The following is a 26,614-nucleotide window of genomic DNA, read 5'->3' on the forward strand; positions in this document are numbered from 1 at the left end:
GTACGGATAGGCGCATGACCCTGCACTTCACCCGAAACCGGGCAGCCCTCGCGACCGCCGGCCTCCTCCTGGCGGCCGCGGCCCCCACCGCCTACGCGAGCCTCGACGCGGAAACCGCTCCCGCAATCGCCCCCGCGCCGACGCGCGGAACGCCGTACATCGAGACGCGGCTCTTCTTCGGCGCCGAGCGGCCGGACGGTGGACCGGCCGTCACCGACCGGCAGTTCGCGGCCTTCGTCGACAAGGAGGTCACGCCGGACTTCCCGGACGGGCTGACCGTGCAGAACGGGCGCGGGCAGTGGCGGGACGCGAACGGGAAGATCGAGAAGGAGCGGTCGTACGAGCTGATCCTGCTGTATCCGGTGAAGGCGGCGGCCGCGAACGACCGCAGGATCGAGGAGGTCCGGCGAGCGTACGAGAAGGCCTTCGGGCAGGAGGCGGTGGCCCGGGTGGACGACCGGACCCGGGTCGATTTCTGAGGTTCCCGCACCCCGGCTTCCGCGGTCTCCGTGCGTCTGTGACCCGGGGTCTCTGGCGCCGCAAAACTAACACCGCTAGTTTGTGAGGCGGACGACGACGTCACGCCCGGGAGGCAGCACGATGAAGGCACACGACGGCATGTACATCGACGGCGCCTGGCGCCCCGCCGCGAGCGGGGACACCATCGACGTGGTGAACCCGGTCGACGAGCAGGTGATCGACCGCGTCCCGGCCGGTACCGCCGCGGACGTCGACACCGCCGTACGGGCCGCCCGTGCCGCCCTCCCGAGCTGGGCCGCGACCCCGCCCGCCGAACGCGCCGCCCAACTCGCCTCCCTGCGGGACGTGTTGGCGGCCCGCAAGGACGAGATCGCCGAGACGGTCACCGCCGAACTGGGCTCACCGCTCGCCTTCTCGCAGGCCGTCCACGCGAGCGTGCCGATCGCGGTCGCGGGCTCCTACGCCGAACTCGCCGCGACCCACGCCTTCGAGGAGAAGGTCGGCAACTCGACCGTCTACCAGGAACCCATCGGCGTGGTCGGCGCGATCACCCCCTGGAACTACCCCCTCCACCAGATCGTCGCCAAGGTCGCCCCCGCCCTCGCGGCAGGCTGCACGGTGGTGCTCAAGCCCGCCGAAGACACCCCGCTCACCGCCCAGTTGTTCGCCGAGGCGGTCGACGAGGCGGGCATCCCGGCAGGCGTCTTCAACCTCGTGACGGGCCTGGGCCCGGTAGCCGGCCAGGCCCTCGCCGAGCACCCGGGCGTCGACCTGGTCTCCTTCACCGGCTCCACGGCGGTGGGCCGCCGGATCGGCGCGACGGCGGGCGCCGCGGTGAAGAAGGTCGCCCTGGAACTGGGCGGCAAGTCGGCCAACGTCATCCTCCCGAGCGCCGACCTCGCCAAGGCCGTCAACGTCGGCGTCGCCAACGTGATGTCCAACTCCGGCCAGACGTGCAGCGCTTGGACCCGCATGCTCGTCCACCGCGACCAGTACGACGAGGCGGTGGAACTGGCCGCGACGGCCGCCGCCAAGTACGGCACCCGCATCGGCCCGGTGGTGAACGCCAAACAGCAGGCAAGGGTGCGGAGTTACATCGAGAAGGGCGTCGCGGAGGGTGCGAGGCTGGTGGCGGGCGGCCCCGAATCCCCGTCCGGGCAGGGCTACTTCATCAGCCCGACGGTCTTCGCCGACGTCACGCCCGACATGACGATCGCGCAGGAGGAGATCTTCGGCCCGGTCCTCTCGATCCTCCGCTACGACGACGAGGACGACGCCGTCCGCATCGCCAACGGCACGGTCTACGGCCTCGCGGGCGCGGTGTGGGCGGGCGAGGAGGCCGAAGCGGTCGCGTTCGCACGGCGGTTGGAGACCGGGCAGGTGGACATCAACGGCGGGCGGTTCAACCCCCGTGCCCCGTTCGGGGGTTACAAGCAGTCGGGTGTCGGCCGGGAACTCGGCGCGCACGGGCTGTCCGAGTACCTCCAGACCAAGTCCCTTCAGTTCTAGCCCTGTCAGGAGGCCTCACATGGTCCGCGCCGCCGTACTGCCCGCCGTGGGCGCTCCGTTGGAGATCGCCGAGATCGACCTCCCGGACCCCGGCCCCGGCCAGGTCCGCATCCGCCTCGCCGCCGCCGGGGTCTGCCACTCCGACCTGTCCCTCACCAACGGCACGATGCGCGTGCCGGTCCCGGCGGTCCTGGGCCACGAGGGCGCGGGCACGGTCGTAACCGTAGGAGAAGGCGTCACCCACGTCTCACCCGGCGACCCCGTCATCCTCAACTGGGCCCCGTCCTGCGGCACTTGCCACGCCTGCACCCTGGGCGAGGTCTGGCTCTGCGCCAACGCGCTCAACGGCGCCGCCGACGTCTACGCCCACCGCACCTCCGACGGGAGCGATCTCCACCCCGGCCTGAACGTGGCCGCGTTCGCCGAGGAGACGGTCGTATCGGCGTCCTGTGTCCTGCCCCTGCCGGACGGAATCCCGCTGACGGACGCGGCCCTCCTCGGCTGCGCCGTCCTCACCGGCTACGGCGCGATCCACCACTCGGCACAGGTCCGCGAGGGCGAGACGGTCGCGGTCTTCGGCGTCGGCGGAGTAGGTCTGGCCACCCTCCAGTCAGCTCGGATCGCGGGCGCCACGACGATCATCGCCGTCGATGTCTCCCCGGAGAAAGAGGAGTTGGCGCGCGCGGCCGGGGCGACGGACTACGTGGTCGCCTCCGAGAACACGGCGCGGGAGATCCGAGCCCTCACCGGAAAACAAGGAGTCGACGTCGCCGTCGAATGCGTCGGCCGGGCGGTCACCATCCGCACCGCCTGGGAATCCACCCGCCGAGGCGGCCGCACCACGGTCGTCGGCATCGGCGGCAAGGACCAGCAGGTCACCTTCAACGCCCTCGAACTCTTCCACTGGGGACGGACGTTGAGCGGCTGTGTCTACGGCAACTCCGACCCGGCGAAGGACGTACCGGTGCTCGCCGAACACGTCCGCGCCGGGCGGCTGGACCTGGGAGCGCTGGTGACGGAACGGATCGGGCTGGACGGGATCCCGGGGGCGTTCGAGAACATGGTGGCGGGGAAGGGCGGACGGGCGCTCGTCGTGTTCTGAACGGCCTTGTCCGCAGCCGCCGGCGGTTCAAGGCTGAACGCCCTTGCCTACGGCACCTGTTCGGGCTGCGGCTCCTCCGCCGCAGCCTGCTTCGCCCTCGCCCTCGCCTTCGCGCCCGGCCGGGACCGCGACACCGCCACGCCCGCCAGACACAGCACGCCACCCCCGAGGGTGAGCAACCCCGGTACCTCACCCAGCGCCAGCCACGACATCAGGACGACCAGGGCCGGTACCGCGTACGTGGTCGCGCCCATCTTGCTGGCGGTCGTCCGGGCGAGAGCGTACGCCCAGGTGGTGAAGGCGAGGGCGGTCGGGAAGACGCCCAGGTAGACCATGTTGAGCGTGGCGGAGACAGGCGCGTCGCCGGCCTGCTCGACAAGCTGCCCGGCGAACGGCAGGCACAGCACGGCCCCGACGAGACACCCGAACGTCGTCACCTGGAGCGCGCCGGCCCGGGCGAGCGCCGGCTTCTGGGCGACGACCCCGCCGGCGTACGCGACCGCCGCGAGCAGGCACAGCGCCACACCGAGCACCGACGAACCGCCGTCGCCGGACATCGAAAGACCCACGGTCACCGCACCCGCGAACGACACCGCCATCCCCGCCAGCAGCCGCGGCGGCATCGCGTCACCGGGCAGCCGCGAGCCGAGCAGGGCGATGAGGATCGGCCCGATGTTCACGACAAGGGCGGCGGTACCGGCGTCGACCTGCTGCTCGCCCCAGTTCAGGACGACCATGTAGAACCCGAACCACAGCACGCCCGAGATCGCGATCCCCCGCCAGGCGGACCGCGGCGGCACCCCTTCCCGCCGTACGAGAGAGAGCACGCCCAGCGCCAGCGCCCCGCTCGCCAGCCGCCCCAGCGCCAGCGCGCCCGGCGAGTAGGCGGACCCCGCGCTCCGGATGGACACGAACGCGGAGGCCCACAGCACGACGGTGACGACAGCGGCTGCGGCGGCTGCCCGTTCGGTACGGGGGAGGGATTTCGTCATGCGTCCGAGGTTAGGCGGCGACAGGACCGTACCGCTGGCGGAAATCGGACGCGATCGTCGGGGAACGTATGTGATGCCTATGGGGTCAGTTTTATTGCCTGCGAGGCTTGACGGCGGGCCCGGCCGACGGGCAGAGTCCGAAACACGCGCCGCCACGCACCGCCACGTACCGACAGGTGAGGACGGGTCCGATGAGCCACCACTCCGTACCGAAGCGAGTGCACCGCCTGTGGTCGCCGGACCACGTGCCCGTGCTGGAGGTCGAGGACGGCGACACCGTGTCCTTCGACCTCACCGAGGCCACGGACGGACAGTTCGCCCCGACATCGACGGTCGAGGCGGTAGCCGGTTTCGACTGGGACCGCGTCTATCCGCTCGCCGGACCGATCGTGGTCAGGGACGCCGAACCGGGCGACGTCCTGGAAGTGGAGTTCCTGGAGTTGAGGTCGGTCGACTGGGGCTGGACGGCCGTACTCCCCGGACTCGGCCTGCTCACCGAGGACTTCCCCGACGCGCATCTCCACCTGTGGGACCTGACCGCCGGAGACACGGCCAACTTCCTCGACGTGGCCGACATCCCAATCCGCCCGTTCTGCGGGGTAGTTGGGGTCTGTCCGGACGTCACCGAACCCCAAAGCGTCCTCCCGCCGGGCCACTTCGGCGGCAACGTCGACTGCAAGGACCTGGTCGTCGGCACCAAGCTCTACCTCCCGGTCCAGGTTCCCGGCGCCCGCCTCAGCCTCGGTGATCCCCACGCGGCCCAGGGCGACGGCGAGTTGTGCGTGAGCGCGATCGAGGCGTCCCTGTCGGGCGCGGCCCGCATCCGCCTGCACAAGGGGCGCCGCATCCTGGCCCCCCAATTCGAGACGACGGGCCCCCTCCACCCGGACACCGACCGAGCCGGCCACTACGCCACGATGGGCGTGGCCCCCGACCTCATGCGAGCGGCCCAGGACGCGACGCGAGCCATGATCGACCACCTGGGCGCCCGCTACGGCCTCGCCCCGATCGACGCGTACGTCCTGTGCAGCGTCGCCGTAGACCTGCGGATCACAGAGGTGGTGGACGCCCCCAACTGGATCGTCACGGCCCACCTGCCAAAGGCGATCCTCCGGGCACGATGAAACAAGGGGCACGTTTCCCTTCTCAGGGGCGCGGGGAACTGCGCGACCAGCCACAACGCACCGTCACTCGACACACGAGGGAACCTAACCGGCCCGCCGTATCTCCTCGAACTGCCCGGCCAACCCATCCAGCAACGCAGCGAGCCCCACCTCAAAAGCCCGCTCATCCACCTTCTCCTGCTGCTCGGCAAGAAGATGTGCCTGTCCGAGATGCGGATAGTCGGCGGGATCGTACGCACTCTCGTCGTCCACGAATCCCCCGGCGAACGACCCCAACGCGGACCCCATGATGAAGTACCGCATCAACGCCCCGATGGACGTGGCCTGTGCCGGCGGCCACCCCGCATCGACCATCGCCCCGTACACCGCATCCGCAAGCCGCAACCCCGCCGGCCGCCGCCCGGGCCCGGTGGCCAGCACCGGCACGATGTTCGGATGGTCGCGCAACGCGGACCGGTACGACACGGCCCAGTCATGCAGCGCCGTACGCCAGTCCCGGCCGTCCGAGAACATCGACAGATCGACCTGCGAACTCACCGAATCCGCGACCGCCTCCAGAATCTGGTCCTTCGTGCGGAAGTGGTTGTACAGCGAGGGCCCGCTCACCCCCAGCTGCGCGGCGAGCCGCCGCGTGGAGACCGCCGCCAGCCCCTCCGCGTCCACCAGCACCCGCGCCGCCTCGACGATCCGGTCGGTACTGAGCAGGGGCTTGCGCGGTCGGGCCATGCCGCACATAGTAGGGCTGCGAGAGTCAAACTAGCAGTGCTAATTTAAATGTGCAGCAGTCGATGTACGGCCTTCCACTTGGGGTGACGCGCAATGAACCTGGAGCTCAGCGAGGAGCAGGAGGCCGTACGGCGGCTCGCCAAGGACTTCGTGGACCGCGAGATCGCCCCGCACGTCATCGCCTGGGACCGCGCGGAGGAGGTCGACCGCTCGATCGTCAAGAAGCTCGGCGGCGTCGGCTTCCTGGGCCTGACGATCGACGAGGAGTACGGCGGTTCGGGCGGCGACCACCTCGCGTACTGCCTGGTCACCGAGGAACTCGGCCGCGGGGACTCCTCCGTGCGCGGCATCGTCTCCGTGTCACTGGGCCTCGTCGCCAAGTCGATCGCGGCCTGGGGCGACGAGGAGCAGAAGCGCCGCTGGCTGCCCGGGCTCACCTCCGGCGAGTACGTCGGCTGCTTCGGGCTCACCGAACCCGGCACCGGTTCCGACGCCGGCAACCTCACCACCCGCGCGGTCCGCGACGGCCACGACTACGTCATCAACGGCACCAAGATGTTCATCACGAACGGGACTTGGGCCGACGTGGTGCTCCTCTTCGCGCGTTCGACCGACGCCCCGGGACACAAGGGCGTCTCCGCCTTCCTCGTCCCGACCGACACCCCCGGCCTGACCCGCCGCACCATCCACGGCAAGCTCGGCCTGCGCGGCCAGGCCACCGCCGAACTCGTCCTCGAAGACGTCCGCGTCCCCGCGTCGACGATGCTCGGCCCCGAGGGCAAGGGCTTCTCCGTCGCCATGTCGGCGCTCGCCAAGGGCCGGATGTCGGTCGCGGCGGGCTGCGTCGGCATCGCCCAGGCCGCGCTCGACGTGGCGCTCCGCTACGCCGGTGAGCGCGAGCAGTTCGGCAAGTCCATCGCGCAGCACCAGCTCGTCCAGGAACTGATCAGCGACATCGCCGTCGACGTGGACGCGGCCCGCCTGCTGACCTGGCGGGTCGCCGACCTCGTCGACCGCGGGCTCCCCTTCGCGACCGAGTCCTCCAAGGCCAAGCTCTTCGCCTCGGAGGCGGCCGTGCGTGCCGCCAACAACGCGCTCCAGGTCTTCGGCGGCTACGGCTACATCGACGAGTACCCGGCGGGCAAGCTGCTGCGCGACGCCCGCGTGATGACCCTGTACGAGGGCACCAGCCAGATCCAGAAACTGCTCATCGGGCGCGCGCTGACGGGCGTTTCGGCGTTCTGAGTACGTGAGTTGAGTATCTGTGCGGATGTCGCAGGGGCCGTGGTCGCCGACGCTTGACCCATGAGCGAAGCATCGGGCAAACCGCAGAACACGGCCGCCTTCTACGGCCAGGCCGTCGCGTCCTTCTCCGTCGCCATCGCGGCGACCGCCATCGGCATCTTCAAGCTGCACGCCGACGCCTGGGTACGGGCCTTCCTCGCGATCGCCGTCCTGTACCTGGTCACCTCCTCCTTCACCCTCGCCAAGGTGATCAGGGACCGGCAGGACGCGGCACGCACCACCTACAACCCGTTCGAAAAGCTCTGAGCGGCCAGACTAAGCGCTCGCTCAGGTTCGGCGGTATGGTGGTCCCCTTGTCATCGAGAGGGGTTCACGAGCGATGAGTACGGCGGAGGAGACCACCGCGGGCGACCCGCAGGCCTGGGCGGAGGTCACGCCCGACGCGGCCAGGCGACTGCTGATCGCCGCCGTGGAGGCCTTCGCCGAGCGCGGCTACCACGCGACGACCACCCGGGACATCGCGGGCCGCGCCGGCATGAGCCCGGCCGCGCTCTACATCCACTACAAGACCAAGGAAGAACTGCTCCACCGCATCAGCAGGATCGGCCACGAGAAGGCCCTGGAGATCCTGCGTACGGCGGCGGGGCGCGAGGGCAGCGCCGCCATGCGGCTCGCGGACGCCGTGAGCTCCTTCGTGCGCTGGCACGCGGGCGGCCGTACCACCGCGCGGGTCGTGCAGTACGAACTCGACTCGCTCGGCCCGGACGCCCGCGCCGAGATCCTCGCGCTGCGCCGCCAGGTCGACGCCGAGGTGCGCGGGATCGTCGAGGACGGGGTCGCGGACGGCTCCTTCGACGTGTCGGACGTGAAGGGCACGACCCTCGCGATCCTGTCGCTGTGCATCGACGTGGCCCGCTGGTTCAGCCTCGACGGCCCCCGGACGCCCGACGAGGTCGGCGCGCTCTACGCCGACCTCGTGCTGCGGATGGTGGGGTCCAAGTAGCCGCCGTGGCGCGGGTGTTGGGCGCTGCTCAGAGGTGTCCGCTCAGAGGTAGTAGCGGGACACCGACTCGGCCACGCACACCGGCTTGTCGCCGCCCTCGCGCTCCACGGTGAACGCGACGGTCACCTGGACGCCGCCCGGTACGTCGTCGACGCCGGTGATCTTCGCGGTGGCGCGCAGCCGGGAGTCGACCGGCACCGGGGCGGGGAAACGGACCTTGTTCGTCCCGTAGTTGACGCCCATCTGCACGCCCTCGACCTTGATCAGCTGCGGGCCGAAGAGCGGGAGCAGCGACAGGGTGAGATAGCCGTGCGCGATCGTCGTCCTGAAGGGGCCGGCCGCCGCCTTCTCCGGGTCCACGTGGATCCACTGGTGGTCGCCCGTCGCGTCCGCGAACAGATCGATCCGCTTCTGGTCGATCTCCAGCCAGTCGGTGTGCCCCAACTGCTCACCGACCGCCGCCCGCAGGTCGTCGACGGAGGTGAAGATCCTCGGCTCTGCCATGTCCTGTCCCGGCCTCTCACGTCATCCAGCACGCCATCACATACCTAAGCAACTGCTTAGCATGGTCGGATGCGGGGCCCCTGTCAACGGACCATGGGTGGGACGCGATGGGTAGGCTCTGACAGGTGCCTCAGATCCCCGAGAAGATCCACGAGCTGACGGTCGGCCAACTCGCCGCACGCAGCGGAGCCGCCGTCTCCGCCCTGCACTTCTACGAGGCCAAAGGCCTGATCAGCAGCAGCCGCACCACGGGCAACCAGCGCCGGTACACCCGTGACACCCTGCGCCGGGTCGCCTTCGTGCGGGCCGCCCAGCGCGTCGGCATCCCGCTGGCCACCATCCGCGAGGCGCTCGCCGAACTCCCCGAGGAGCGCACCCCGACCCGCGAGGACTGGGCCCGCCTCTCCGAGGCCTGGCGCTCCGAACTCGACGAACGCATCAAGCAGCTCAACCGCCTCCGCGACCACCTCACCGACTGCATCGGCTGCGGCTGCCTGTCCCTGTCGTCCTGCGTCCTGTCCAACCCGGACGACGTGGTCGGCGAACGGGGCGCGGGTTCACGTCTGATGACGGAACCGGCGGAGCGCCGAAAAGCCCGCACCCCTCGGGACCGGTAACCGGATCCCGAGGGGCGCGACCGAGGACGACGCTCACTCGTACTCGGTGCCGCCCTTCCGCGTCAGATACGCCGGGCTGACGGCCTTGGCGATCGCCCGTCCACCGGTCACCGCGCTGTACCGCTCCACCGCCGGACGGATCACGACCCCCTCGCGCAGATGCAGCCCCCGCCCGGACACGGTCTCCCGCCCGCTCGCGACCTCCAGCACCCGCTCGATGTCGTACGGCCCCTCGTACAGCCGGGGCACCAACGGCAGCTCCCCGTCGAGGAGTTGGGCCAGTTCGCCCGCGTCCAGCCACCGGACGGCACCGTCGATCTCCGCGGACACGTCGAACACGGCGTACCCGAGCGTCTCGCGTCGCCCGTCGGCGCCGTACGTCAGGTCCTGCACGCCCGCGCCGTACACCTCGCCGAAGATCCCGACCCGGCGCGCGCCGAGCCGTTCGGCGAGACGGGCGGCGGCCTCGGGGACGCCGTGGCCGCGGACGGCTCGCCAGTACAGATTGCGCGGATCCTCCTTCAGGGCAAGGGACTTGGCGCCGAAGCCCTTCGAGGAGACCTGTACGCGACCGCCCTCCTCGGTGCCCTCCTCCTCCGTGGAGTAGGTCAACAGGCAGGCGGAGCCGTGGAGTTTCTCGGTCAGGACCACAGCCTCGCCCGGTTCGAATATCCCCGGAAACCGCTGGATGTTCTCGATGTCCACCCAGGGCAGCAGATCGGGCGCGTGCTCGACGTCACCGTCCATCGTGGGCGGGATCGGCGGCACCCATTTGACGATGCCGAGCCGTTCCGCGAAGTCGGTACCGTCCAGGGCGGCCTGTGCCAGATCCACGTCGGCAAGGGCCTTCGGCCGGCACACGATGCCCTGCGACAGCTCACCGCGCAGCCGCACCGCCCTGACCCGGTCGGAGTTGCTCCCCGCGAGGCGCCCGGTGAGCCCCAACTCCTCGATCAGATCGGCCGGGAGCACGGACTGCTCGGGGATGTAGACGGCGGTCTCACCGGTGCGGAACGCGCCCTTGGCGACGACGGCCCGGTACAGCCCGACCTGGGCCAGTTCGAGGGCGTCGGCGTTCGGGTGTTCATGGACGGTCAGCACTTCTGCGGTGACGCGCAGCGTCGACATCGGGACTCCTCGGGTTCCTCAGCTGTGTTTCATCGCCCCCAACTGTCCTGATCGGAAAGGGGTGGAGCGACCGAATATGCGGCTGCTAGCTTCGGGATCCATGCCCCTGTCGCCAGTGCTCACCGCCGCCCTCGCGGACATCGAGACGGTCTTCAACGGTTTCGCGAGCCCGGGGGAGACCGGCTGCGAGCGGTGCTTCGGACCGACGGAGACCGCGTTCCTGCGCACGCCGTACACACGCGTGCCCGGCGAGCTGGTGAGCAGGTTCGTGTTCAAGGACCCCGCGCACTTCGAGGACCACGCCGCCGTACTGCGACGCCTGCTGCCGCAGACCGCGCGGGCGATGGCGGAGGGCGGCCTGGACGGGATCGGCTGGGGAGCGCACGGGCTGAGCCGGACCGACTGGCGTTCCTGGCCGGCCGACCAGGCTGCCGCGATCGAGGTCTTCCTCCACGCCTGGTGGCAGGACGCCCTTGCGAAGCCCGAGTCGCCGTACGGCGTCCAGGACGTCTTCGAGACCTGCGCCACCATCGCCAGGAGCGTGACCCCCTTCCTGGACGGGTGGGCCCAAGGCCCGGTCGCCGACGCCCACTTCGTCCACTGCGCCGACCATTGGCTCTACTACCTGGTGTCCGACGCCTCCCCGTTCACCTGGTGGTACGACGACACCGAGGACGTCGGCGTCGCGGACCTGCGCGCCTGGCTGGCCGGCCCCGGTGTCGCCCGCCTCCGGGCTCAGGGCGAGTCCGACCTCGCGATGCGCGCCGAACTCCTCGCCCTGCCCTACGACGAGCGCTGGGCGCACCCGTACTGGACCAGCCCCTCAGCCACCAACTGAGCGTTGGACAAGGCCCGTTCGCCGTCCGGCAGGAGCAGCGTGTCCTCCAGGCCGATGCGGGTCGCGAGCCCCAGGCGTCCCGCGAGCCGGAGCACCGGCCAGGTGCTGCGGTCCTCGCCGTGCAGCAGCACCGGGCGGCCGTGGCCGGTGTCGAGGTCGGCGAGCAGTGCGTGTGCGGTCGCCTCAGCCGTGGTCTCGTCCGGGTCCGTCACCTCCGCCAGGATCCGCAGCACCTTCGACCGGAGCGGTGAGGCGGCGAACCGGGACGCCCCGTCCGTGCCCGACCAGATGCCCGCCTCCACGCCGACGCCCCGGTCCAGCAGCGCCGCCGCGACCTCCTCGGCCCCCGGCTCATGCCAGTTGACCGAGGCGTGGTCGGGCAGGACCGTCCACCCACGCACCCGTTCCACCCGTGCCGCCGGGTCCGGTTCGGCCCAGGCGCCCGTGGTCACACCCACCGGCACGGTCACCCGCGCCCGTATCGCCTCCAGCGTCACCGCGAGGACGCGCGGTGACAACGTGTCCCGTCCGCAAGGGGACTTGGGGTGAAGGTGGACGTCCGTGGCCCCCGCCGCGACGGCCTCCACCGCGGTATCGGCCAACGCTCCTGGCGAGACCGGCACCATCCAGCCGTCGGCGGCCCCACGGGCCCCGTTGAGACAGACCTGCACCATGCCTCGATGGTGCCACCCGCCACTGACAACCACCCCCTCGTCCCGGCCTCTCCCTCATCCCCACACCCACCGGATCCCGACCCGGCAGGGCCCCGCCCCCAACGCCACCGCGTGCACCGACCCCGACGCGTCCACCCGGAGCCGTTGTTCGCGGGGGCGCCCGGCACGGGGACGGGGGGCGAGGCCGTTCGTGCGGAAGGAGTAACACGCGCGCGGCAGACACTCCTTGGCGAAGCGGACCTCCAGGAGGTGTTCGCGCATCGGGACGTGGATCGTGGTCTCGGCGCGCTGGGAGTACGGGCGCGGGTCCCGGTGCTCGACCGTGTAGTCGACGATCACGGTCTCGCCGCGCGCCAAGGGGCTGTCGAAGAGCAACTCGGCCGCGACCAGGCCCTCTTCGGGCAGTTCGAGAACCGTGCCGAGCCGCGCCGGTACCGCCACGCGGAAGTACGGCAACGGGCCGGGCGCGTCCAGGCGGTACAGGGCGATCCAGCGGTCCGCGCCGTCCGCCTCGGCGCGCAGCAGGCGCCGGCTGGTCATCGAGCGGACGCGGCGGTCGGCGTCCACGTCCACCCGGTTGTGGCAGCTGAGCCGGGTCAGGCTGTCGTCCCAGCGGGTGTCGAGCGCGGCGAGGGCGGCGGTGAGGTCGTGGTGGTCCGACCAGGCCCGGGCGAGATCGGGGTGGTCGCCGTCCGGCGGGAGCCAACGCCCCCTCGGCCGGGGCGGGCCCAGCAGGCCGGTCAGCGCGCCGGGCGGCAGCCGTAGGACGTCCTCCAGTACGGCGAGTGCCGCCAACGACCGTTGCCGTTCGGGCTGGTAGCGGCCGGACTGCCAGGAGCTGAGCGTCGCCGACGCCACCGGGGTGCCGCGGCGCAGCAGCCGGTCCTGGAGCCGGTCCAGGCTCAGGCCGCTGGCCGCGATGGCCGCGCGCAACGCCTCGTGGAACGGCATCGCCCCGGTGCCGGCCGTTGAGTTCTCCGGCCCGGACGCCGCGTTCTCCAGCTTGGACGCCACGTTCTTCGGCCGGGACGCCGTGCTCACGGCTCCGGACGGTGCGTTCTCGGGTCCGGAAGGCGCGAGCTCCGGTCTGGGATGCGGCGCGTGCTCCGGTCTGGGCGCCACGTTCTCAGGCCTGGACGCCGCGTCCTCCGCTCCGGACTGTGCGTTCTCGGGGCCGGAGGGCGCGTACTCCGGCCCGGGAGGCGGCACTTGCTCCGGTCCGGGACGCGCGTACCCCGCTCTGGAACGCGGCGCGCTCTCCGGTCTGGACGGCACGTACCCCGGTCTGGAAGTCACGTACTCCAGCTCAAGTCAGGGCACTCGCGGGGCGGAAGGGCGTTGCCCTGAAGTTTGGTCAGTCTTGCCCGGCGGTTGATCAACCTTGAACGAACCTGTGAGATTTCCCGGGTGTTGCGGCGCCAATTCCCGCAAGACTGAAGGAACTTGTCTGTCTTGCCATGCGCATGAGGCCTCGCGGAAGCTGCTGTGCACTGCCGTCACGGCAGCCCCCCACCCCCTCGAATGACGGAGAGTCATGTCCCCGAGATCTTCCGCCGGGTTCGTTCTCGTCACCGCCGCCGCCCTCACCGCCGCCCTCGCGACACCCGCGCTCGCGGCCGCCCCGAGCGCCGCCGCGCACACCCCGGCCCAGCTCACCCAGGCCATAGCGAGCCACGAGAGTCACACGCTGCACGGGCTCGCGAAGCCCGGCAAGGTCAACGCCACCGTCTCGTCCACCAACTGGTCCGGCTACGCGGCCACGGGCTCGACCGGCGCGTACACCTCGGTCACCTCGTCCTGGACCCAGCCGAGCGTCACCTGCTCCTCGGCCACCACGTACTCCTCCTTCTGGGTCGGCCTCGACGGGTACAGCAACTCCGCGCTGGAGCAGACCGGTACGGAAGCCGACTGCATCGGCGGCAAGGCCACCTACGGCGCCTGGTGGGAGGTGCTGCCCGCCTCCGAGAGCGCGTACTCCGGCGTCACGGTCAAGGGCGGCGACAAGTTCACCGCGACGGTGACCTACACCGGCTCGACCTTCACCATGACCCTCGCCGACTCCACCGAGGGCTGGACGAAGACGACCACGCACGCGGGCTCGTCCGGCTTCAAGAACGCCTCCGCCGAGGTCATCGCCGAGGCCCCCGAGGTCGGCGGCTCGGTCGCGAGCCTGGCCAACTTCGGCACCGTGAACTTCACCGGTGCCAAGGCGAACGGCAGCAACCTGGACACCTACTCGCCGAACGAGATCGTCATGACGAAGAGCAGCAGCTCCGCCGTACGGGCCCAGCCGGGCTCGATCTCCGGCGGCAGCTTCGCCGACGTCTGGAAGGCCAGCTGACGCCTGCGGCGCGCCACTTGGGGGCTGTCGACGAACGCCGTCGGCAGCCTTCGCCGTTGCACCGGCAAGCGCAAACCGGCTGGGTCAAAAAGGGGGTGCGGCATCCCCGGCGCACCCCTGGCGCCCTTCTTCGGTTCGCCCGGTTCAGGCGGACATCAACAGCCGTCCCCGCCTGGCGTACGCCAGGGCCTCGGGCGTGAGCACCGGACGCGGTACGACGATGCCGCAGTCCGTGCAGACCGGGCCCGAGGAGGGTTCGTGGGCCAGGTCGTACATCCACAGGAGGCGCTCCCCGGCGCACACCGGGCACACGGAACCCGGTTCGCGCTCCAGGGCGGCGATCAGCCGTCGCAGCACCTCGGCCAGTGGTTCATGGGGGTGGAGTCGTGGGTCGTCGCACCAGGCGACGCCGAAGCCGCCCCAGGTCAGCCGGTGCCAGTCGTCCACGGTGCCCGGGCGGCGGAGCCCGTCGTGCTTCTCCTTCTTGCGGCGTTCGGCGAACCCGACCTCGTAGGCGAGCCAGACCTTGCGCGCTTCCTCCAGCTCGTCCAGTGCGGCCACGAGCCGCGCCGGGTCGGGGGAGCGGTCCTCGGGTCCGAACCCGGCCCGGGAGCACAAGTGGTCCCAGGTCGCCCTGTGCCCATAAGGGGCGAACCGCTCAAGGCACTTGCGCAGCGAGTAGCGCCGTAGCGCCAGATCGCACCGAGGGTCTCGCACCTGTCTCGCCAGACTCCGGAAACCGGCCATCGCCCTGCACCTCCGTCACACCTGCACCTGTACTTCGGTCACCTCGGCGTCGTCGAACGGACGTCGCCGAATAGACGTATCGACAAGCGATTTGGCTCCATCCGATTTCCGATGGCCTCCATAAGCCACTTGCCCGGATCCAAAACTTGACGCATGTTCATCTTCAATCTCGGGGATACCGGCGGTAACGTCCCGCACCACCCCCGGTCGGTAGGAGCTGCGATGCCACGGCGCACCCCGCGTAACTTGCTCGACAGACTGAGAACTCCCGGCGGATTCCCCGGGTTCCTGAAGGCCGCATCCGTATGCGCCCTCATTGCTGCCCTTTTGTCCCCCCTTGCCCAGGGGACGGCCGTGGCGGCGACCGCCTCGAACGACTACTGCGGCGGCCAGTGCTCGGACATCCTCCCGGCCGGCGAGAACGGCAACGCCACCCTCGCCCAGATCCTCCTCAACCAGGTCTTCGGTACCCAGCCCAGCCATGCCGAGGACCAGCTCGGCCCCTATGCCAACCTGGCCACGGGCGCCTCCACGCTGACCGACGCGAAGATCAACACCTTCTTCAACGACGCGTCGTTCGGGGTCCCCGCCGCCAACGTCGCCTCGACCGAGAACCCCAGCGGCCGCACCGACGTGACGATCGTCCGGGACAAGGCGACCGGTGTGCCGCACATCACAGGCACCACGCGCTACGGCACCGAGTACGGCGCCGGCTACGCGGCGGCCGAGGACCGGCTGTGGCTGATGGACGTCTTCCGGCACGTCGGACGCGGCCAGTTGACCACCTTCGCCGGCGGCGCGGCCTCCAACCAGGGACTTGAGCAGGAGTTCTACCGCAACGCCCCGTACACCGAGGCCGAGTTGCAGTCCCAGATCGACAACGCCGTGAACAACAACGGCACCCGCGGCCAGCAGGCGCTCTCCGACGCCAACGCCTACCTGGCCGGCATCAACGCCTACATCGACGCCTCGGACAGCGGCCGTTACTTCCCCGGCGAGTACGTCCTCACCGGCCACAAGGACTCGATCACCAACGCCGGCACGATCGACCACTTCAAGATCACCGACCTGGTCGCGCTGGCCTCCGTCATCGGCACGCTCTTCGGCTCCGGCGGCGGCGGCGAGGTCAACAACGCCCTCTCCCTGCTCGCCGCCCAGGAGAAGTACGGCGTGGAGCAGGGCACCAAGGTCTGGGAGTCCTTCCGCGAACGCAACGACCCCGAGGCCGTCCTCACCGTCCACAACGGCGAGAGCTTCCCGTACGGCACCAAGCCCACCACCGCCCAGGGCGAGGCACTCCCCGACGCCGGTTCGGTGACGACCGAGCCACTCGTCTACGACGCCACCGGCACCGGCGCCAACCAGAGCGCCGACGCCGCCTCCGCCGCGGCGACCGCGACCGCCCTCAGCTCCGCCAAGCGCGGGATGTCCAACGCCCTTGTGGTGAGCGGCAAATACACCGCGAGCGGCCATCCGATCGCCGTCTTCGGACCCCAAACGGGCTACTTCGCACCGCAGTTGCTCATGCTCCAGGAGATCCAGGGCCCGGGCATCAGCGCCCGCGGCGCCTCCTTCGCGGGACTGAGCATGTACGTCGAACTCGGCCGCGGCCAGGACTACTCGTGGTCCGCCACGACCTCCGGCCAGGACATCATCGACACGTACGCCGTCGAACTCTGCCAGGACGACTACCACTACCTCTTCCACGGCACCTGCACGCCGATGGAGGAGATCGAGCAGAAGAACTCCTGGACGCCCACCACGGCCGACGGCACCGCCGCGGGGTCGTACACCATGCGGGTCTGGAAGACCGAGTACGGACCCGTCGAGTACCGGGCGACCGTGGGCGGGAAGAAGGTCGCCTACACCACCCTGCGCTCCTCCTACATGCACGAGGCCGACTCGATCATCGGCTTCCAGATGCTCAACGACCCGGACTACGTGAAGAGTCCGCAGACCTTCCAGAGCGCCGCGCAGCACATCAACTTCACGTTCAACTGGTTCTACGCCGACTCCTCGCACACCGCGTACTACAACAGTGGCAACAACCCGGTGCGGGCCAGCGGTGTCGACCCCGAGTTCCCGGTCTGGGGCCAGGCCGCCTACGAGTGGCAGAACTGGGACCCCACCACCAACACCTCCGACTACACCCCGGCCTCCGCGCACCCCAACTCCATCGACCAGGACTACTACATCTCCTGGAACAACAAACAGGCACTCAACTACACGACCGCGAGCTGGGGCGACGGGTCCGTCCATCGCGGCAATCTCCTCGACGACCGGGTGAAGAAACTCGTCGCGGCCGGCGGGATCACCAGATCCTCGCTGGTGAAGGCGATGTCCGACGCCTCGCTCACCGACCTGCGCGCCGAGGACGTCCTGCCCGACATGCTGAAGGTGATCAACAGCAGTACGGTCACCGACTCCACCGCCGCCGCGGCCGTCGCCAAGCTGCAGACCTGGCTCACCGCCGGCGGCAAACGCACCGAGACCTCGGCAGGCTCCAAGACCTACGCCAACGCCGACGCCATCCGGATCCTGGACGCCTGGTGGCCCGCACTGGTGAAGGCCGAGTTCCAACCCGGCCTCGGTGACACCCTGTACACCGCGCTCACCAACAACCTGTACATCGACGAGACCCCGTCGGCCGCCCACGGCCCGACCGGGTCGCATGCCGGAAGCTCCTTCCAGTACGGCTGGTGGAGCTATGTCGACAAGGACCTCCGGTCGGTGCTCGGGCAGACCGTGTCCGGTCCGCTGGCCCAGCAGTACTGCGGGGGCGGCAGCCTCAGCGCCTGCCGGGACATCCTGATCAGCACACTGAAGACAGCGGCCGGTGCTACCGCGGCCACGGTCTACCCCGGGGACACCCTGTGCTCGGCGGGCGACCAGTGGTGTGCCGACTCGATCGTCCAGCGGACGCTCGGCGGCATCAAGCACTACAACATCAGTTGGCAGAACCGGCCCACCTTCCAGCAAGTGGTGGAGTACACGTCACACCGGTGACGCCTGAGCGGCGGCGGGCCGGCCGATCCGGCCCGCCGCCAGCACCACCCGCGCGAGTTCGGGGTGCACGATGTCGCCGTGCGCCCCGGTCGGCGGCTCGCCGTGACACACCACCGCGCAGGTGTCGACGTTCACGCAACCCGTCGCAGGAAGCGGGGAGTTGAGGGCCTCGGCCAGGGTCAGCGAACGGGTGCCCGGCACCCCCTGCACCCCGTCGTGACCCATCGCGCCCCACTTGTCGCCCAGCACCCGGACGATGTCGACGGCGGCGAACGAGCAGTCGTCGTCCGCCATCCGCGAGGCCAGCGGATAGATCGTGCCGAGCGCCGAGTCGCAGTGCGAGTAGCAGCACACGAGGGGTCCGTCGACACGGTTCTGCTGGCCCTGCAGGACACCTCCGGTACGCGGGTCGTCCGGCAGCCGGGCCGCGAACGCGTAGTGGGAGAAGGCCCCTTGGAGCAGCGTCACCGACTTCACCGAGTGCACGCCCTCGGGCAGACCCCGTAGGGCGAACGACACCAGGCGCCCGCCGAAACTGTGCCCCACGAGATGCACCCGCACCTCCGGCGCCACCGCCGCGAGCCGCCCGATCGCCGGGCCGAGACCCCGCTCACCGACCGTGCCCGCACGTCTCTTCATCGCGTAGTACGCCGCCTGCCGCAGCAGCTCCCGCGCACCCTTCCACGGGTTCGGCAGCGCGAACTCCGTTACGGGGCCGGGGGATTGAGGGGCCGCGAGCTGGGCCAGCGCCTGCGCGAACTGCTCGCACACCTCGGCCGTACACCCGGCCGCGAACATCCGCGGCTCGCACTGCGGCACCCCCTCCGCGAGCGTGTCCGCGCCGAACATCGCCTGCGGCCCCGGGGGCACCACCTCCACCAGCGTCCGCACCAGCCGCCCGTACTCCTCCAACTCGGTGTCCTGGGGCGGCTGTTGGTCCAGCATCCGGGCGATCTGGTCGATCACCGGCGCCTTGCCGGGGAAGGCGTCGAGGAGCGCGTGCCGGGTGTCGTCGTCGAGTGCGGGCCGCGTCGACTCGGGTGCGGCCGACGGTGACGGGGGGAAATCCGGAATCGGCTGGTCCGGGAACTCCATGGATGGCCAGATCACGCCTACGTACCCGATCGTGGCCTTCGGTGCGAGGCGTGGAATCGGGGCGAAGAAGCGGCTGTAGAGCCGGGTCGCGCCGGCGCGTTGGTTGTTCCACCCGTGCGAGAAGACGATCAGGTCACCGACCCCGCGCTGCCGCACCTCGCTCAGCAGCCGGTCCCGTTCTCCCTGGTCGACGTCACCGTCGGCGTCGAAGGTCAACTCCCAGTAGGGGCTCACACTCATCGCCGGATCCGCCATGACCGGCCTCCTTGTTCCCCGAAGTGGTGCGATGTGGGCGCATCGTCCCGCTACCGGTGAAGATTGGCCATACGTCACGACTCACTTGTAGAGGAGGTATTCAGTTCGAACCCGCCGGAAGGTCCTCAACTCCTCCTGCCAGCCCGCCACCACCTCGTCGGTACCCGCGCCCGCGTCGATCGCCGTCCGCACCCGCGCGGACCCGGTGAGCTTGTCGATCCAGTTGTCGGAACGCCAACCGAAGCCGCTCCAGACCTTCTTGGCGGTCACCAGCAGCGCGATACCGGTGCGGACGGGGTCGTACGCGGCCCGGTCGTGGATGTGGATCTGGACCCCGCCGACGGTCCTGCCCTCGAACTTGGAGAAGGTGGGGGCGAAGTAGGCCTCCCTGAAGTGCACGCCGGGCAGAGCGAGTTGATTCACCTCGGCGGCCCAGCGCCCGTCGATCCCCTCCGCGCCGAGCAGTTCGAAGGGGCGGGTGGTGCCGCGGCCCTCGGACAGATTCGTGCCCTCGAGGAGACATGTCCCCGAGTACACGAGGGCCGTGTCCGGTGTCGGCATGTTGGGGCTCGGCGGCACCCAGGGAAGCGACCAGGCGTCGTAGAACTCCGAACGCTTCCAGCCCGTCATCAGTACGGTCTCCAGGGGGACGGGCTTTGTCAGGAACTCCCCGTTGAACAGCCGGGCCAGCTCGGCGACCGTCATGCCGTGTGCCTGGGCGATCGGCTGTCTGCCTACGAAGGTCGCGAACTCCCTGTGCAGGACCGGGCCTTGGGCCGATCTTCCGGTCACCGGGTTGGGGCGGTCCAGGACTACGAAGCGCTTGCCGGCCAGCTGGGCCGCCTCCATGCAGTCGTACAGGGTCCAGATGTAGGTGTAGAAGCGGGCGCCTACGTCCTGGATGTCGAAGACGATGGTGTCCACGGCGGCGGTCCTGAAGATGTCGGCGAGTGGTTGGCCGCTCTTCAAGTACGTGTCGTAGACCGGGAGTTCGGTCGTCGGGTCGGTGTAGTGGCCCTCGGAGCCGCCTGCTTGGGCGGTGCCTCGGAAGCCGTGTTCTGGGCCGAAGACCGCGGTGAGGTTCACGTGGGGGCTGGCGTGCATGACGTCGACGATGTGGTGGGCGTCTCTGGTGATGCCGGTGGGGTTGGTGACGATTCCGACGCGCTGGCCGTTGAGCTGGGTGTAGTCGTTTGCGGTTAGTTGTTCGAAGCCGTTGCGGAGGGTGCGGGGTTTGGTGGTTGCTGGGGTGAGGGTTGCCGCCGGTGCCGATGCCAGGAGGGTTCGTCTTGTGAGGGGCATGCGGGCACGGTATGGGCTGCCGTGTGTCGTTCGTAGGGTGCGGGTCCGTTGTGGTTGCTCGCGCCGTTCCCCGCGCCCCTTAAGGGAAACTGCCCTTCCGGTGTCACATACCGACCGGTTAGTCTGGCTGGGCAGTGGAGCCGCAGTCGAAGGAGACCGATGGTGGAAGCCGTTCAGGGTGCCGGGGTAGTCGTCACGGGGGCTGGGGGTGGCATCGGGGCTGCGCTTGCGCGGCGGTTCGCTGCCGAGGGGGCCCGGGTCGTGGTGAACGACCTTGATGGCGACCGGGTCAAGGCCGTCGCCGATGAGATCGGGGCCATTGCCGTACCGGGGGATGCCTCTGCCGTCGTCAGTGATGCTCGGGACGCCCTTGGTGGGAGCGTCGACATCTACTGCGCCAACGCCGGGGTCGGCTCCGGTGGGTCGGAAGCGGCCGGGGAGGACGTCTGGGCGCTGGCCTGGGACGTGAACGTCATGGCTCATGTGCGGGCCGCGGAGGCGTTGATCCCGGGGTGGCTGGAGCGGGGTGGCGGGCGGTTCGTGTCGACCGTGTCGGCGGCCGGGCTGCTCACCATGATCGGGGCCGCGCCGTACAGCGTCACCAAGCACGGTGCGTACGCCTTCGCGGAGTGGCTGTCGCTGACGTACCGGCACCGGGGGATCAAGGTCCACGCGATCTGTCCGCAAGGTGTGCGTACCGACATGCTGGCCGCCACCGGCAGCGCGGGTGACCTGGTGCTTCAGCCGACGGCCATCGAGCCTGACGTCGTCGCTGATGCTCTGATGAAGGGGATCGAGGAGGATCGGTTCCTGATCCTGCCGCATCCCGAGGTCGCCGGGTACTACCAGGCCCGGGCCACCGAACCCGATCGCTGGCTGACCACCATGAACCACATCCAGCAGAAGTGGGAGGCCGGGGAATGACCGACTCCCTGTATGCCGCTCAGCCCTGGCTGGGGCTGCTCAACGAGGCGCAGAAGGCGCCGATCAGCCCTCCCGACTCGCTGGTGCACGCGTTCCGCGCGGTCGCCGCGGAGCACCCGGACCGCGCCGCGCTCGCCTACTTCGACGGACGGCTCGGCTACCGCGAGGTCGACGAGCTGAGCGACTCCGTCGCCGGGCATCTCGTCGCCCGGGGCCTGGAGCGCGGCGACCGGGTGGCGATCCTGCTGCAGAACTCGCCGCACTTCGTGCTCGCGCTGCTCGGTGCCTGGAAGGCCGGCGCGATCGTCGTCCCCGTCAACCCGATGTACAAGTCGGGGGAGGTCACGCATGTCCTGCGGGACGGCGAGGTGACCGCGCTGATCTGCTCCGACCGGGCCTGGGAGTCGTATCTGCGCGACACGGCCACGGCGGTTGAGAAGAGCGGGTCTCCCGTGCGGATCGTGCTCACGGCATGCGAGTTGGATTTCCAAACGCGCAACGACGCGCGCGTGCTCACCTTCGAGCGGCTCCCGCAGGCCGCCGACGCCGAGGACCTGGTGGCCGTCGCCCGGCAGGGGAATCCGGCGCCCGAGGGCCGCGACTTCGGTCCGTCCGACATCGCGCTCATCAGCTACACCTCGGGAACCAGTGGCGCCCCCAAGGGGGCCACCAACACCCACGGCAACATCATGGCCAACGCGGAACGGCAGCGGACGGGCCTGCGGCTGCCCGAAGCTCCCGTCTACTTCGCGATGGCCCCGCTGTTCCACATCACCGGGATGGTCTGCGAACTCGCCGCGTGCCTCAACAGCGCGGGTCTGCTCGTCCTCGCGTACCGCTTCGAGTCGGGCGTCGTCCTCGACGCGTTCGCCGAACACCGGCCCGCCTACACCGTCGGCCCCTCGACGGCCTTCATGGCGCTGGCCGCGCACCCGGCGGTCACACCCGACCACTTCTCGTCCTTCGTGAACATCTCCTCCGGCGGCGCGCCCCTGCCGCCCGCCCTGGTGGAGAAGTTCCGGGCGGCCTTCGGGCCGTACATCCGCAACGGCTACGGCCTCACCGAGTGCACCGCGCCCTGCGCGTCCGTGCCGCAGGACCTGGAAGCCCCCGTCGACCCGGTCTCCGGGACGCTGGCCGTCGGCGCGCCGGGGCCGAACACGGTCGTACGGATCGTCGACGACCAGGGCGAGGAGGTGCCCTTCGGGGAGCAGGGCGAGATCCTCGTGCGCGGGCCGCAGGTCGTGCCCGGGTACTGGCGGCGCCCCGAGGCCACCGCCGAGACCTTCCCGGACGGTGAACTGCGCACCGGGGACATCGGGTTCATGGACCCGCAGGGCTGGCTGTACGTCGTCGACCGCAAGAAGGACATGATCAACGCGTCCGGCTTCAAGGTGTGGCCGCGCGAGGTCGAGGACGTGCTGTACACCCATCCGGCGGTGCGCGAGGCGGCCGTCGTCGGCGTCCCCGACGGGTATCGCGGCGAGACCGTGAAGGCGTACATCAGTCTCCGTCCGGGCGCCGAAACCGACCCCGATGAATTCGCCGTGTACTGCAAGGAGAGACTGGCCGCCTACAAATACCCCCGCCAGGTGGAGATCCTCCCCGACCTGCCGAAGACGGCAAGTGGGAAGATCCTCCGGCGGGAACTGCGTTCCCGGTCGCGCGACAGCGAGTGAACAGTCAGAAAAGGCAGGTGGCGGCAGTGCCCAGGACGACCGACGGAGACGGGGCCCCTGTCCCGCAGCGGCTCCTTGCCGCCGCCACCCGACTCTTCGCCGAGCAGGGCTACGACCGCACCTCGGTGCAGGAGATCGTCGAGGCCGCGGGCGTCACCAAGGGGGCGCTGTACCACTACTTCGGCTCCAAGGACGATCTCCTGCACGAGGTGTACGCGCGCGTGCTGCGCGTCCAGCAGGAGCGTCTGGAGGTGTTCGCGACCGCCGACGAGCCGATCGAGAAGCGGCTGCGGGCCGCGGCCGCGGACGTCGTCGTGACGACGATCGACAACCTCGACGACGCGTCGATCTTCTTCCGGTCCATGCACCACCTCAGCCCGGAGAAGAACAAGCAGGTGCGTGCCGAGCGCCGGCGCTACCACGAGCGGTTCCGCGGGCTCGTCGAGGAGGGCCAGCGCGCGGGCGTCTTCTCCACGGCGACGCCGGCCGACCTCGTCGTGGACTACCACTTCGGCTCGGTCCACCACCTGTCGACCTGGTACCGCCCGGGCGGCCCGCTCACGCCCCAGGAGGTCGCCGACCATCTGGCGGACCTGCTGATGCGGGCGCTGCGGCCGTAGTACGCCCTCACACGTCCGGTGGGTGGATGAGTCCTGCCTCCCGGGCCCAGGCCGCCGCCTGCGCGCGGTCGGTGACTCCCAGCTTGGCCAGGACCGCCGACATGTGGTTGCTGACCGTCTTCGGGGACAGGCCCAGGCGCGTGGCCACCGCCGAGTTCGGCCGGCCGTCGGCGATCAGCGCGAGGACGTCCCGTTCGCGCGGGGTGAGCGCCGGGCACGGGTCGGGCCGGTCCGGGGGTCTGCTCAGGTGTCCGAGGACGCGCCTCGCGACACCCGGGCCGAAGATGGCCTCACCCGCGGCCACCGCCCGGATCGCCCGGACGATCTCGTCCTGGCCCGCGCCCTTGAGGACATAGCCCAGGGCGCCCGCCCGCATCGCGGCGAACACCGAGTCGTCCTCCTCGACCATCGTCAGCATCAGTACGGCCACCCGGGGCGCCACGCGGCCGATCTCCCGGGTCGCCTCGATGCCGTTGAGATCGGGCATCCGGATGTCCATCACCATCACGTGCGGGCGCAGGGTCACCGCCGCCCGTACCGCCTCCCGCCCGCTCGCTGCGACCCCGACCACCCGCACGCGCGGGGTGCCGTCCCGCACGGACTCCAGGAGCGCGGCCAGCCCGGTACGGACCACGGGATGGTCGTCGGCGAGCACGACCCGCAGCGCGTCGCCGTCGTCCTGACCCTCAGGTTGCAGCCCCATCACATCGCCTCTCCCAACGGCAGCGTCGCCACCACCCGCCCCTGCCCCGCCACACACCGGCCGCCCAGCTCCGCCGCGCGCTCCTGCATCGACGTGATGCCCACGCCCGGTGTCCACGCGGTCTCCTCGTCCACCGGCGAACCGTCGTCGCGCACCTCCAGACGCAGCCCGTCGCCGATCTCGATGTGCAGGTCCACGTGGGAGGCCCGGGCGTGCCGGGCCGCGTTGGTCAGTGCCTCGATCGCGATGCGGTACGCGGCCACCTCTACGGCGGCGGGCAGCGCGGGCAACCGCTCCGGCGCCCGGACCCGCACCTCGATCGGGGTGCCGTCCGCCCGCCAGGACAGCCGCACCGCACGCTCCCGCAACGCGCCCAGCAGCCCCAACTGGTCCAGATCCGGCGGCCGTAGACCGTCCACGAGCCGACGCACCTCCGCGACCGCGCCGCCGACCTCGGACCGCAACTCGGTGAGGAGTGCCGCCGCCCGGTCCGGATCGAAGGTCAGCAGATTGCGTACGGCGTCTGCCTGGAAGGCGGCCCCGGCGAGGGTGGGTCCGAGTCCGTCGTGCAGGTCGCGGCGGATCCGGCGGCGTTCCTCCTCGCGGGCGGCGACGATCCGTTCGCGGGAGTGCTGGAGTTGGCGGGTGAGGTCGGTGGCGTGCAGGGCGGCGGCCAGGGGTACGGCGAGCAGCTCCAGGACGGCCAGGTCGGCTGGTGCGGGCTGCTGTTCGCCGGGGCGCAGGCCGATCACCAGCGCGCCGACGGTGCGGCCGTCGTAGTCGAGGGGTATGGCGTGGATGCGTTCGCCCGGGTCGCCCCAACTCCCGTCCGTCACCCCGGACTTGGACTCCACGCACACGTACGGCAGTCGCAGTGCCTCGCCGACCGCCTCGGGGACCGCGCCGACGCCGGTGCCGGCCAGCCGTTCGCCGATGCGGGAGACCGCGCGCACCGGGTCGTGCCGGTCGCCGTACAGGGCGCGGTCGACCATGTGTTGGAGGAGGCGGCGGGCCGGTTCGAAGGCGGCGGCGAGAGTGACGGCGATCAACGCCGGTCCGAGCAGCGCGGGGTCGGGGTTGAGGAGAGCCTGGACGGAGGTGACCAGACCGACGTAGGTGATGGCCACGCCGACCGTGAGCGCGCCGTAGAGCAGGCTGCGGGAGACGACGAGGCGGATGTCGAGCAGCTCCTCGCGGACCACGGCGATCATGATGGCGGTCGGCAGGAACAGGGTGCAGCACGACGTGTAGACCGCCGGGAAGCCCAGGATCTGCAGGGCCACGCTCACCGCCAGCGGCAGCATTCCCGCGATGAGCCACAGGAGTCGGCGGCGGTCCTGTTCGCCGCCGCGCCGGTAGCGGACGACCATGACCGCGAACACCGCGGCCAGCACCAGGCAGGCCTTCGCGGTCTCGATGTCGCGCAGGGCGGGCATCCAGCCGTCCGGCACCGGGAGGTACGACGGCTGGGCCGGAGTACCGCGGAACAGCCCCCAGTCGTCCCGCGCCCAGATCGCGAAGTCGAGCGGGGAGGACAGGAGTTGGGCCACCAGGGCCCAGCGCCAGCGGCGGTCGGGCAGCCGGCCGTCGGGGAACAGGAAGAACACGAGCACGAACGCGGTGGAGCTGCCGAGGATCCAGGTGTGGCGGCCGGCGGTCGTGAGCGCGTGCAGCAACTCCGGTGACCAGCCCAGCCGTAGGCCCTCGACGGCCAGCCCGATCGACATCCCGGTGAACGCGTGACCCAGCCCGTACGCGATCAGCAGCCAGCCGATGGGATTGCGCGGGCGGTGCAGCGCGATCACCGTGCCGCACACCGGGTAGGCGAGACCGACCGCGAGGTCGACGACCATGTCGTAGCGGATCACGTCCGCGGCGGAGACCCCGGCCGCCGCCAACGCGACCGCCCCGACGGCCACTTGGAGTGCCGCCAGCCCCAGCAGTCCGTACGCCGTCGCCGTGCGTCGCCGGGTGCGCCCGTCGCGGTCGTCCATGCGTCC

General features: G+C 70.4%; 25 protein-coding genes. 14 read left to right on the plus strand and 11 right to left on the minus strand.

Annotation, left to right across the window (positions count from 1 at the left end):
• The first annotated feature begins 14 nt into the window (after positions 1–14).
• The 3 genes from OG504_RS41165 to OG504_RS41175 all read left to right on the plus strand — a co-directional run bounded on the left by OG504_RS41165 (position 15) and on the right by OG504_RS41175 (position 3,091).
• The gene (locus OG504_RS41165; RefSeq protein WP_405994338.1) at positions 15–479 is read left to right on the plus strand and encodes a DUF3574 domain-containing protein; all 465 of its coding nucleotides are present in this window, start codon (positions 15–17) and stop codon (positions 477–479) included.
• 121 nt (positions 480–600) lie between these two features.
• A complete protein-coding gene (locus OG504_RS41170) occupies positions 601–1,989 on the plus strand; it encodes an aldehyde dehydrogenase family protein (RefSeq protein ID WP_405994339.1) in 1,389 nt (462 codons plus the stop codon).
• A 19-nt stretch (positions 1,990–2,008) separates the two neighbouring features.
• Positions 2,009–3,091: a Zn-dependent alcohol dehydrogenase gene (locus tag OG504_RS41175; protein WP_405994340.1), complete on the plus strand. Its 1,083-nt coding sequence runs from the start codon at positions 2,009–2,011 to the stop codon at positions 3,089–3,091.
• Positions 3,092–3,138: 47 nt separating this feature from the next.
• Here the strand turns inward: OG504_RS41175 and OG504_RS41180 are convergent, their stop codons facing one another.
• Entirely contained in the window at positions 3,139–4,083 is a 945-nt protein-coding gene (locus OG504_RS41180) for a DMT family transporter (RefSeq protein WP_405994341.1), read from the minus strand.
• 191 nt (positions 4,084–4,274) lie between these two features.
• Here OG504_RS41180 and OG504_RS41185 point away from each other — a divergent pair, with 191 nt between their 5' ends.
• Positions 4,275–5,207 carry an acetamidase/formamidase family protein gene (locus OG504_RS41185; protein ID WP_405994342.1) on the plus strand — a complete coding sequence of 311 codons (933 nt, stop codon included), beginning with the start codon at positions 4,275–4,277 and terminating at the stop codon, positions 5,205–5,207.
• 84 nt (positions 5,208–5,291) lie between these two features.
• On the opposite strand, the gene OG504_RS41190 is transcribed toward OG504_RS41185, so the two are convergent.
• Positions 5,292–5,933 (minus strand): TetR/AcrR family transcriptional regulator, encoded by a 642-nt coding sequence (locus OG504_RS41190; protein WP_405994343.1) that lies wholly within the window; start codon positions 5,931–5,933, stop codon positions 5,292–5,294.
• Between the two features lie 93 nt (positions 5,934–6,026).
• Between OG504_RS41190 and OG504_RS41195 the strand changes: the two genes are divergently transcribed.
• The 3 genes from OG504_RS41195 (at position 6,027) to OG504_RS41205 (ending at position 8,181) form a co-directional block, all read left to right on the plus strand.
• The gene (locus OG504_RS41195; protein ID WP_405994344.1) at positions 6,027–7,178 is read left to right on the plus strand and encodes an acyl-CoA dehydrogenase family protein; all 1,152 of its coding nucleotides are present in this window, start codon (positions 6,027–6,029) and stop codon (positions 7,176–7,178) included.
• Positions 7,179–7,238: 60 nt separating this feature from the next.
• Entirely contained in the window at positions 7,239–7,484 is a 246-nt protein-coding gene (locus tag OG504_RS41200) for a YiaA/YiaB family inner membrane protein (protein WP_019059193.1), read from the plus strand.
• 73 nt (positions 7,485–7,557) lie between these two features.
• On the plus strand, positions 7,558–8,181 hold the full coding sequence (locus OG504_RS41205) for a TetR/AcrR family transcriptional regulator (RefSeq protein ID WP_405994345.1): 624 nt from the start codon (positions 7,558–7,560) through the stop codon (positions 8,179–8,181).
• Between the two features lie 42 nt (positions 8,182–8,223).
• On the opposite strand, the gene OG504_RS41210 is transcribed toward OG504_RS41205, so the two are convergent.
• Positions 8,224–8,685, minus strand: coding sequence for a MaoC family dehydratase (locus tag OG504_RS41210; RefSeq protein ID WP_405994346.1), 462 nt, complete (start codon positions 8,683–8,685; stop codon positions 8,224–8,226).
• A gap of 125 nt (positions 8,686–8,810) precedes the next feature.
• Between OG504_RS41210 and soxR the strand changes: the two genes are divergently transcribed.
• Positions 8,811–9,302: a redox-sensitive transcriptional activator SoxR gene (soxR, locus tag OG504_RS41215; RefSeq protein ID WP_390165087.1), complete on the plus strand. Its 492-nt coding sequence runs from the start codon at positions 8,811–8,813 to the stop codon at positions 9,300–9,302.
• 33 nt (positions 9,303–9,335) lie between these two features.
• On the opposite strand, the gene OG504_RS41220 is transcribed toward soxR, so the two are convergent.
• On the minus strand, positions 9,336–10,430 hold the full coding sequence (locus tag OG504_RS41220; RefSeq protein WP_405994347.1) for an RNA ligase (ATP): 1,095 nt from the start codon (positions 10,428–10,430) through the stop codon (positions 9,336–9,338).
• Between the two features lie 100 nt (positions 10,431–10,530).
• On the opposite strand from OG504_RS41220, the gene OG504_RS41225 reads away from it, so the two are divergent.
• Positions 10,531–11,268 carry a hypothetical protein gene (locus tag OG504_RS41225; RefSeq protein ID WP_405994348.1) on the plus strand — a complete coding sequence of 246 codons (738 nt, stop codon included), beginning with the start codon at positions 10,531–10,533 and terminating at the stop codon, positions 11,266–11,268.
• Here OG504_RS41225 and OG504_RS41230 read toward each other — a convergent pair.
• Together OG504_RS41230 and OG504_RS41235 are read right to left on the minus strand one after the other, a co-directional pair.
• A complete protein-coding gene (locus OG504_RS41230) occupies positions 11,214–11,942 on the minus strand; it encodes a 3-keto-5-aminohexanoate cleavage protein (RefSeq protein WP_405994349.1) in 729 nt (242 codons plus the stop codon). The genes OG504_RS41225 and OG504_RS41230 overlap by 55 nt on opposite strands.
• 54 nt (positions 11,943–11,996) lie before the next feature.
• Entirely contained in the window at positions 11,997–12,983 is a 987-nt protein-coding gene (locus tag OG504_RS41235; RefSeq protein WP_405994350.1) for a hypothetical protein, read from the minus strand.
• Between the two features lie 493 nt (positions 12,984–13,476).
• Here OG504_RS41235 and OG504_RS41240 point away from each other — a divergent pair, with 493 nt between their 5' ends.
• Positions 13,477–14,283, plus strand: coding sequence for a G1 family glutamic endopeptidase (locus OG504_RS41240; protein WP_405994351.1), 807 nt, complete (start codon positions 13,477–13,479; stop codon positions 14,281–14,283).
• A 144-nt stretch (positions 14,284–14,427) separates the two neighbouring features.
• On the opposite strand, the gene OG504_RS41245 is transcribed toward OG504_RS41240, so the two are convergent.
• Positions 14,428–15,030 carry a hypothetical protein gene (locus OG504_RS41245; protein WP_405994352.1) on the minus strand — a complete coding sequence of 201 codons (603 nt, stop codon included), beginning with the start codon at positions 15,028–15,030 and terminating at the stop codon, positions 14,428–14,430.
• A 222-nt stretch (positions 15,031–15,252) separates the two neighbouring features.
• Between OG504_RS41245 and OG504_RS41250 the strand changes: the two genes are divergently transcribed.
• On the plus strand, positions 15,253–18,036 hold the full coding sequence (locus OG504_RS41250; protein WP_405994353.1) for a penicillin acylase family protein: 2,784 nt from the start codon (positions 15,253–15,255) through the stop codon (positions 18,034–18,036).
• On the opposite strand, the gene OG504_RS41255 is transcribed toward OG504_RS41250, so the two are convergent.
• Together OG504_RS41255 and OG504_RS41260 are read right to left on the minus strand one after the other, a co-directional pair.
• Positions 18,025–19,386 carry a serine-threonine protein kinase gene (locus OG504_RS41255; protein ID WP_405994354.1) on the minus strand — a complete coding sequence of 454 codons (1,362 nt, stop codon included), beginning with the start codon at positions 19,384–19,386 and terminating at the stop codon, positions 18,025–18,027. The two genes, OG504_RS41250 and OG504_RS41255, sit on opposite strands and share 12 nt — an antisense overlap.
• An 81-nt stretch (positions 19,387–19,467) precedes the next feature.
• Positions 19,468–20,688 (minus strand): exo-beta-N-acetylmuramidase NamZ domain-containing protein, encoded by a 1,221-nt coding sequence (locus OG504_RS41260; RefSeq protein ID WP_405994355.1) that lies wholly within the window; start codon positions 20,686–20,688, stop codon positions 19,468–19,470.
• Between the two features lie 159 nt (positions 20,689–20,847).
• Here OG504_RS41260 and OG504_RS41265 point away from each other — a divergent pair, with 159 nt between their 5' ends.
• Genes OG504_RS41265 through OG504_RS41275 form a run of 3 tightly spaced genes read left to right on the plus strand, consistent with a single transcriptional unit; the run spans position 20,848 to position 23,911 of the window.
• On the plus strand, positions 20,848–21,612 hold the full coding sequence (locus OG504_RS41265; protein WP_405994356.1) for an SDR family oxidoreductase: 765 nt from the start codon (positions 20,848–20,850) through the stop codon (positions 21,610–21,612).
• On the plus strand, positions 21,609–23,291 hold the full coding sequence (locus tag OG504_RS41270) for a class I adenylate-forming enzyme family protein (RefSeq protein WP_405994357.1): 1,683 nt from the start codon (positions 21,609–21,611) through the stop codon (positions 23,289–23,291). The genes OG504_RS41265 and OG504_RS41270 overlap by 4 nt, the downstream gene beginning before the upstream one ends.
• 26 nt (positions 23,292–23,317) lie before the next feature.
• Positions 23,318–23,911: a TetR/AcrR family transcriptional regulator gene (locus OG504_RS41275; protein WP_033283667.1), complete on the plus strand. Its 594-nt coding sequence runs from the start codon at positions 23,318–23,320 to the stop codon at positions 23,909–23,911.
• Between the two features lie 7 nt (positions 23,912–23,918).
• On the opposite strand, the gene OG504_RS41280 is transcribed toward OG504_RS41275, so the two are convergent.
• Both OG504_RS41280 and OG504_RS41285 read right to left on the minus strand, forming a co-directional pair.
• Positions 23,919–24,614: a response regulator gene (locus OG504_RS41280; RefSeq protein WP_405994358.1), complete on the minus strand. Its 696-nt coding sequence runs from the start codon at positions 24,612–24,614 to the stop codon at positions 23,919–23,921.
• A complete protein-coding gene (locus OG504_RS41285; RefSeq protein WP_405994359.1) occupies positions 24,614–26,608 on the minus strand; it encodes a sensor histidine kinase in 1,995 nt (664 codons plus the stop codon). The genes OG504_RS41280 and OG504_RS41285 overlap by 1 nt, the downstream gene beginning before the upstream one ends.
• Between the last annotated feature and the right edge of the window lie 6 nt (positions 26,609–26,614).

Source organism: Streptomyces sp. NBC_00986 (genome assembly GCF_045162565.1).
Lineage (GTDB): Bacteria > Actinomycetota > Actinomycetes > Streptomycetales > Streptomycetaceae > Streptomyces.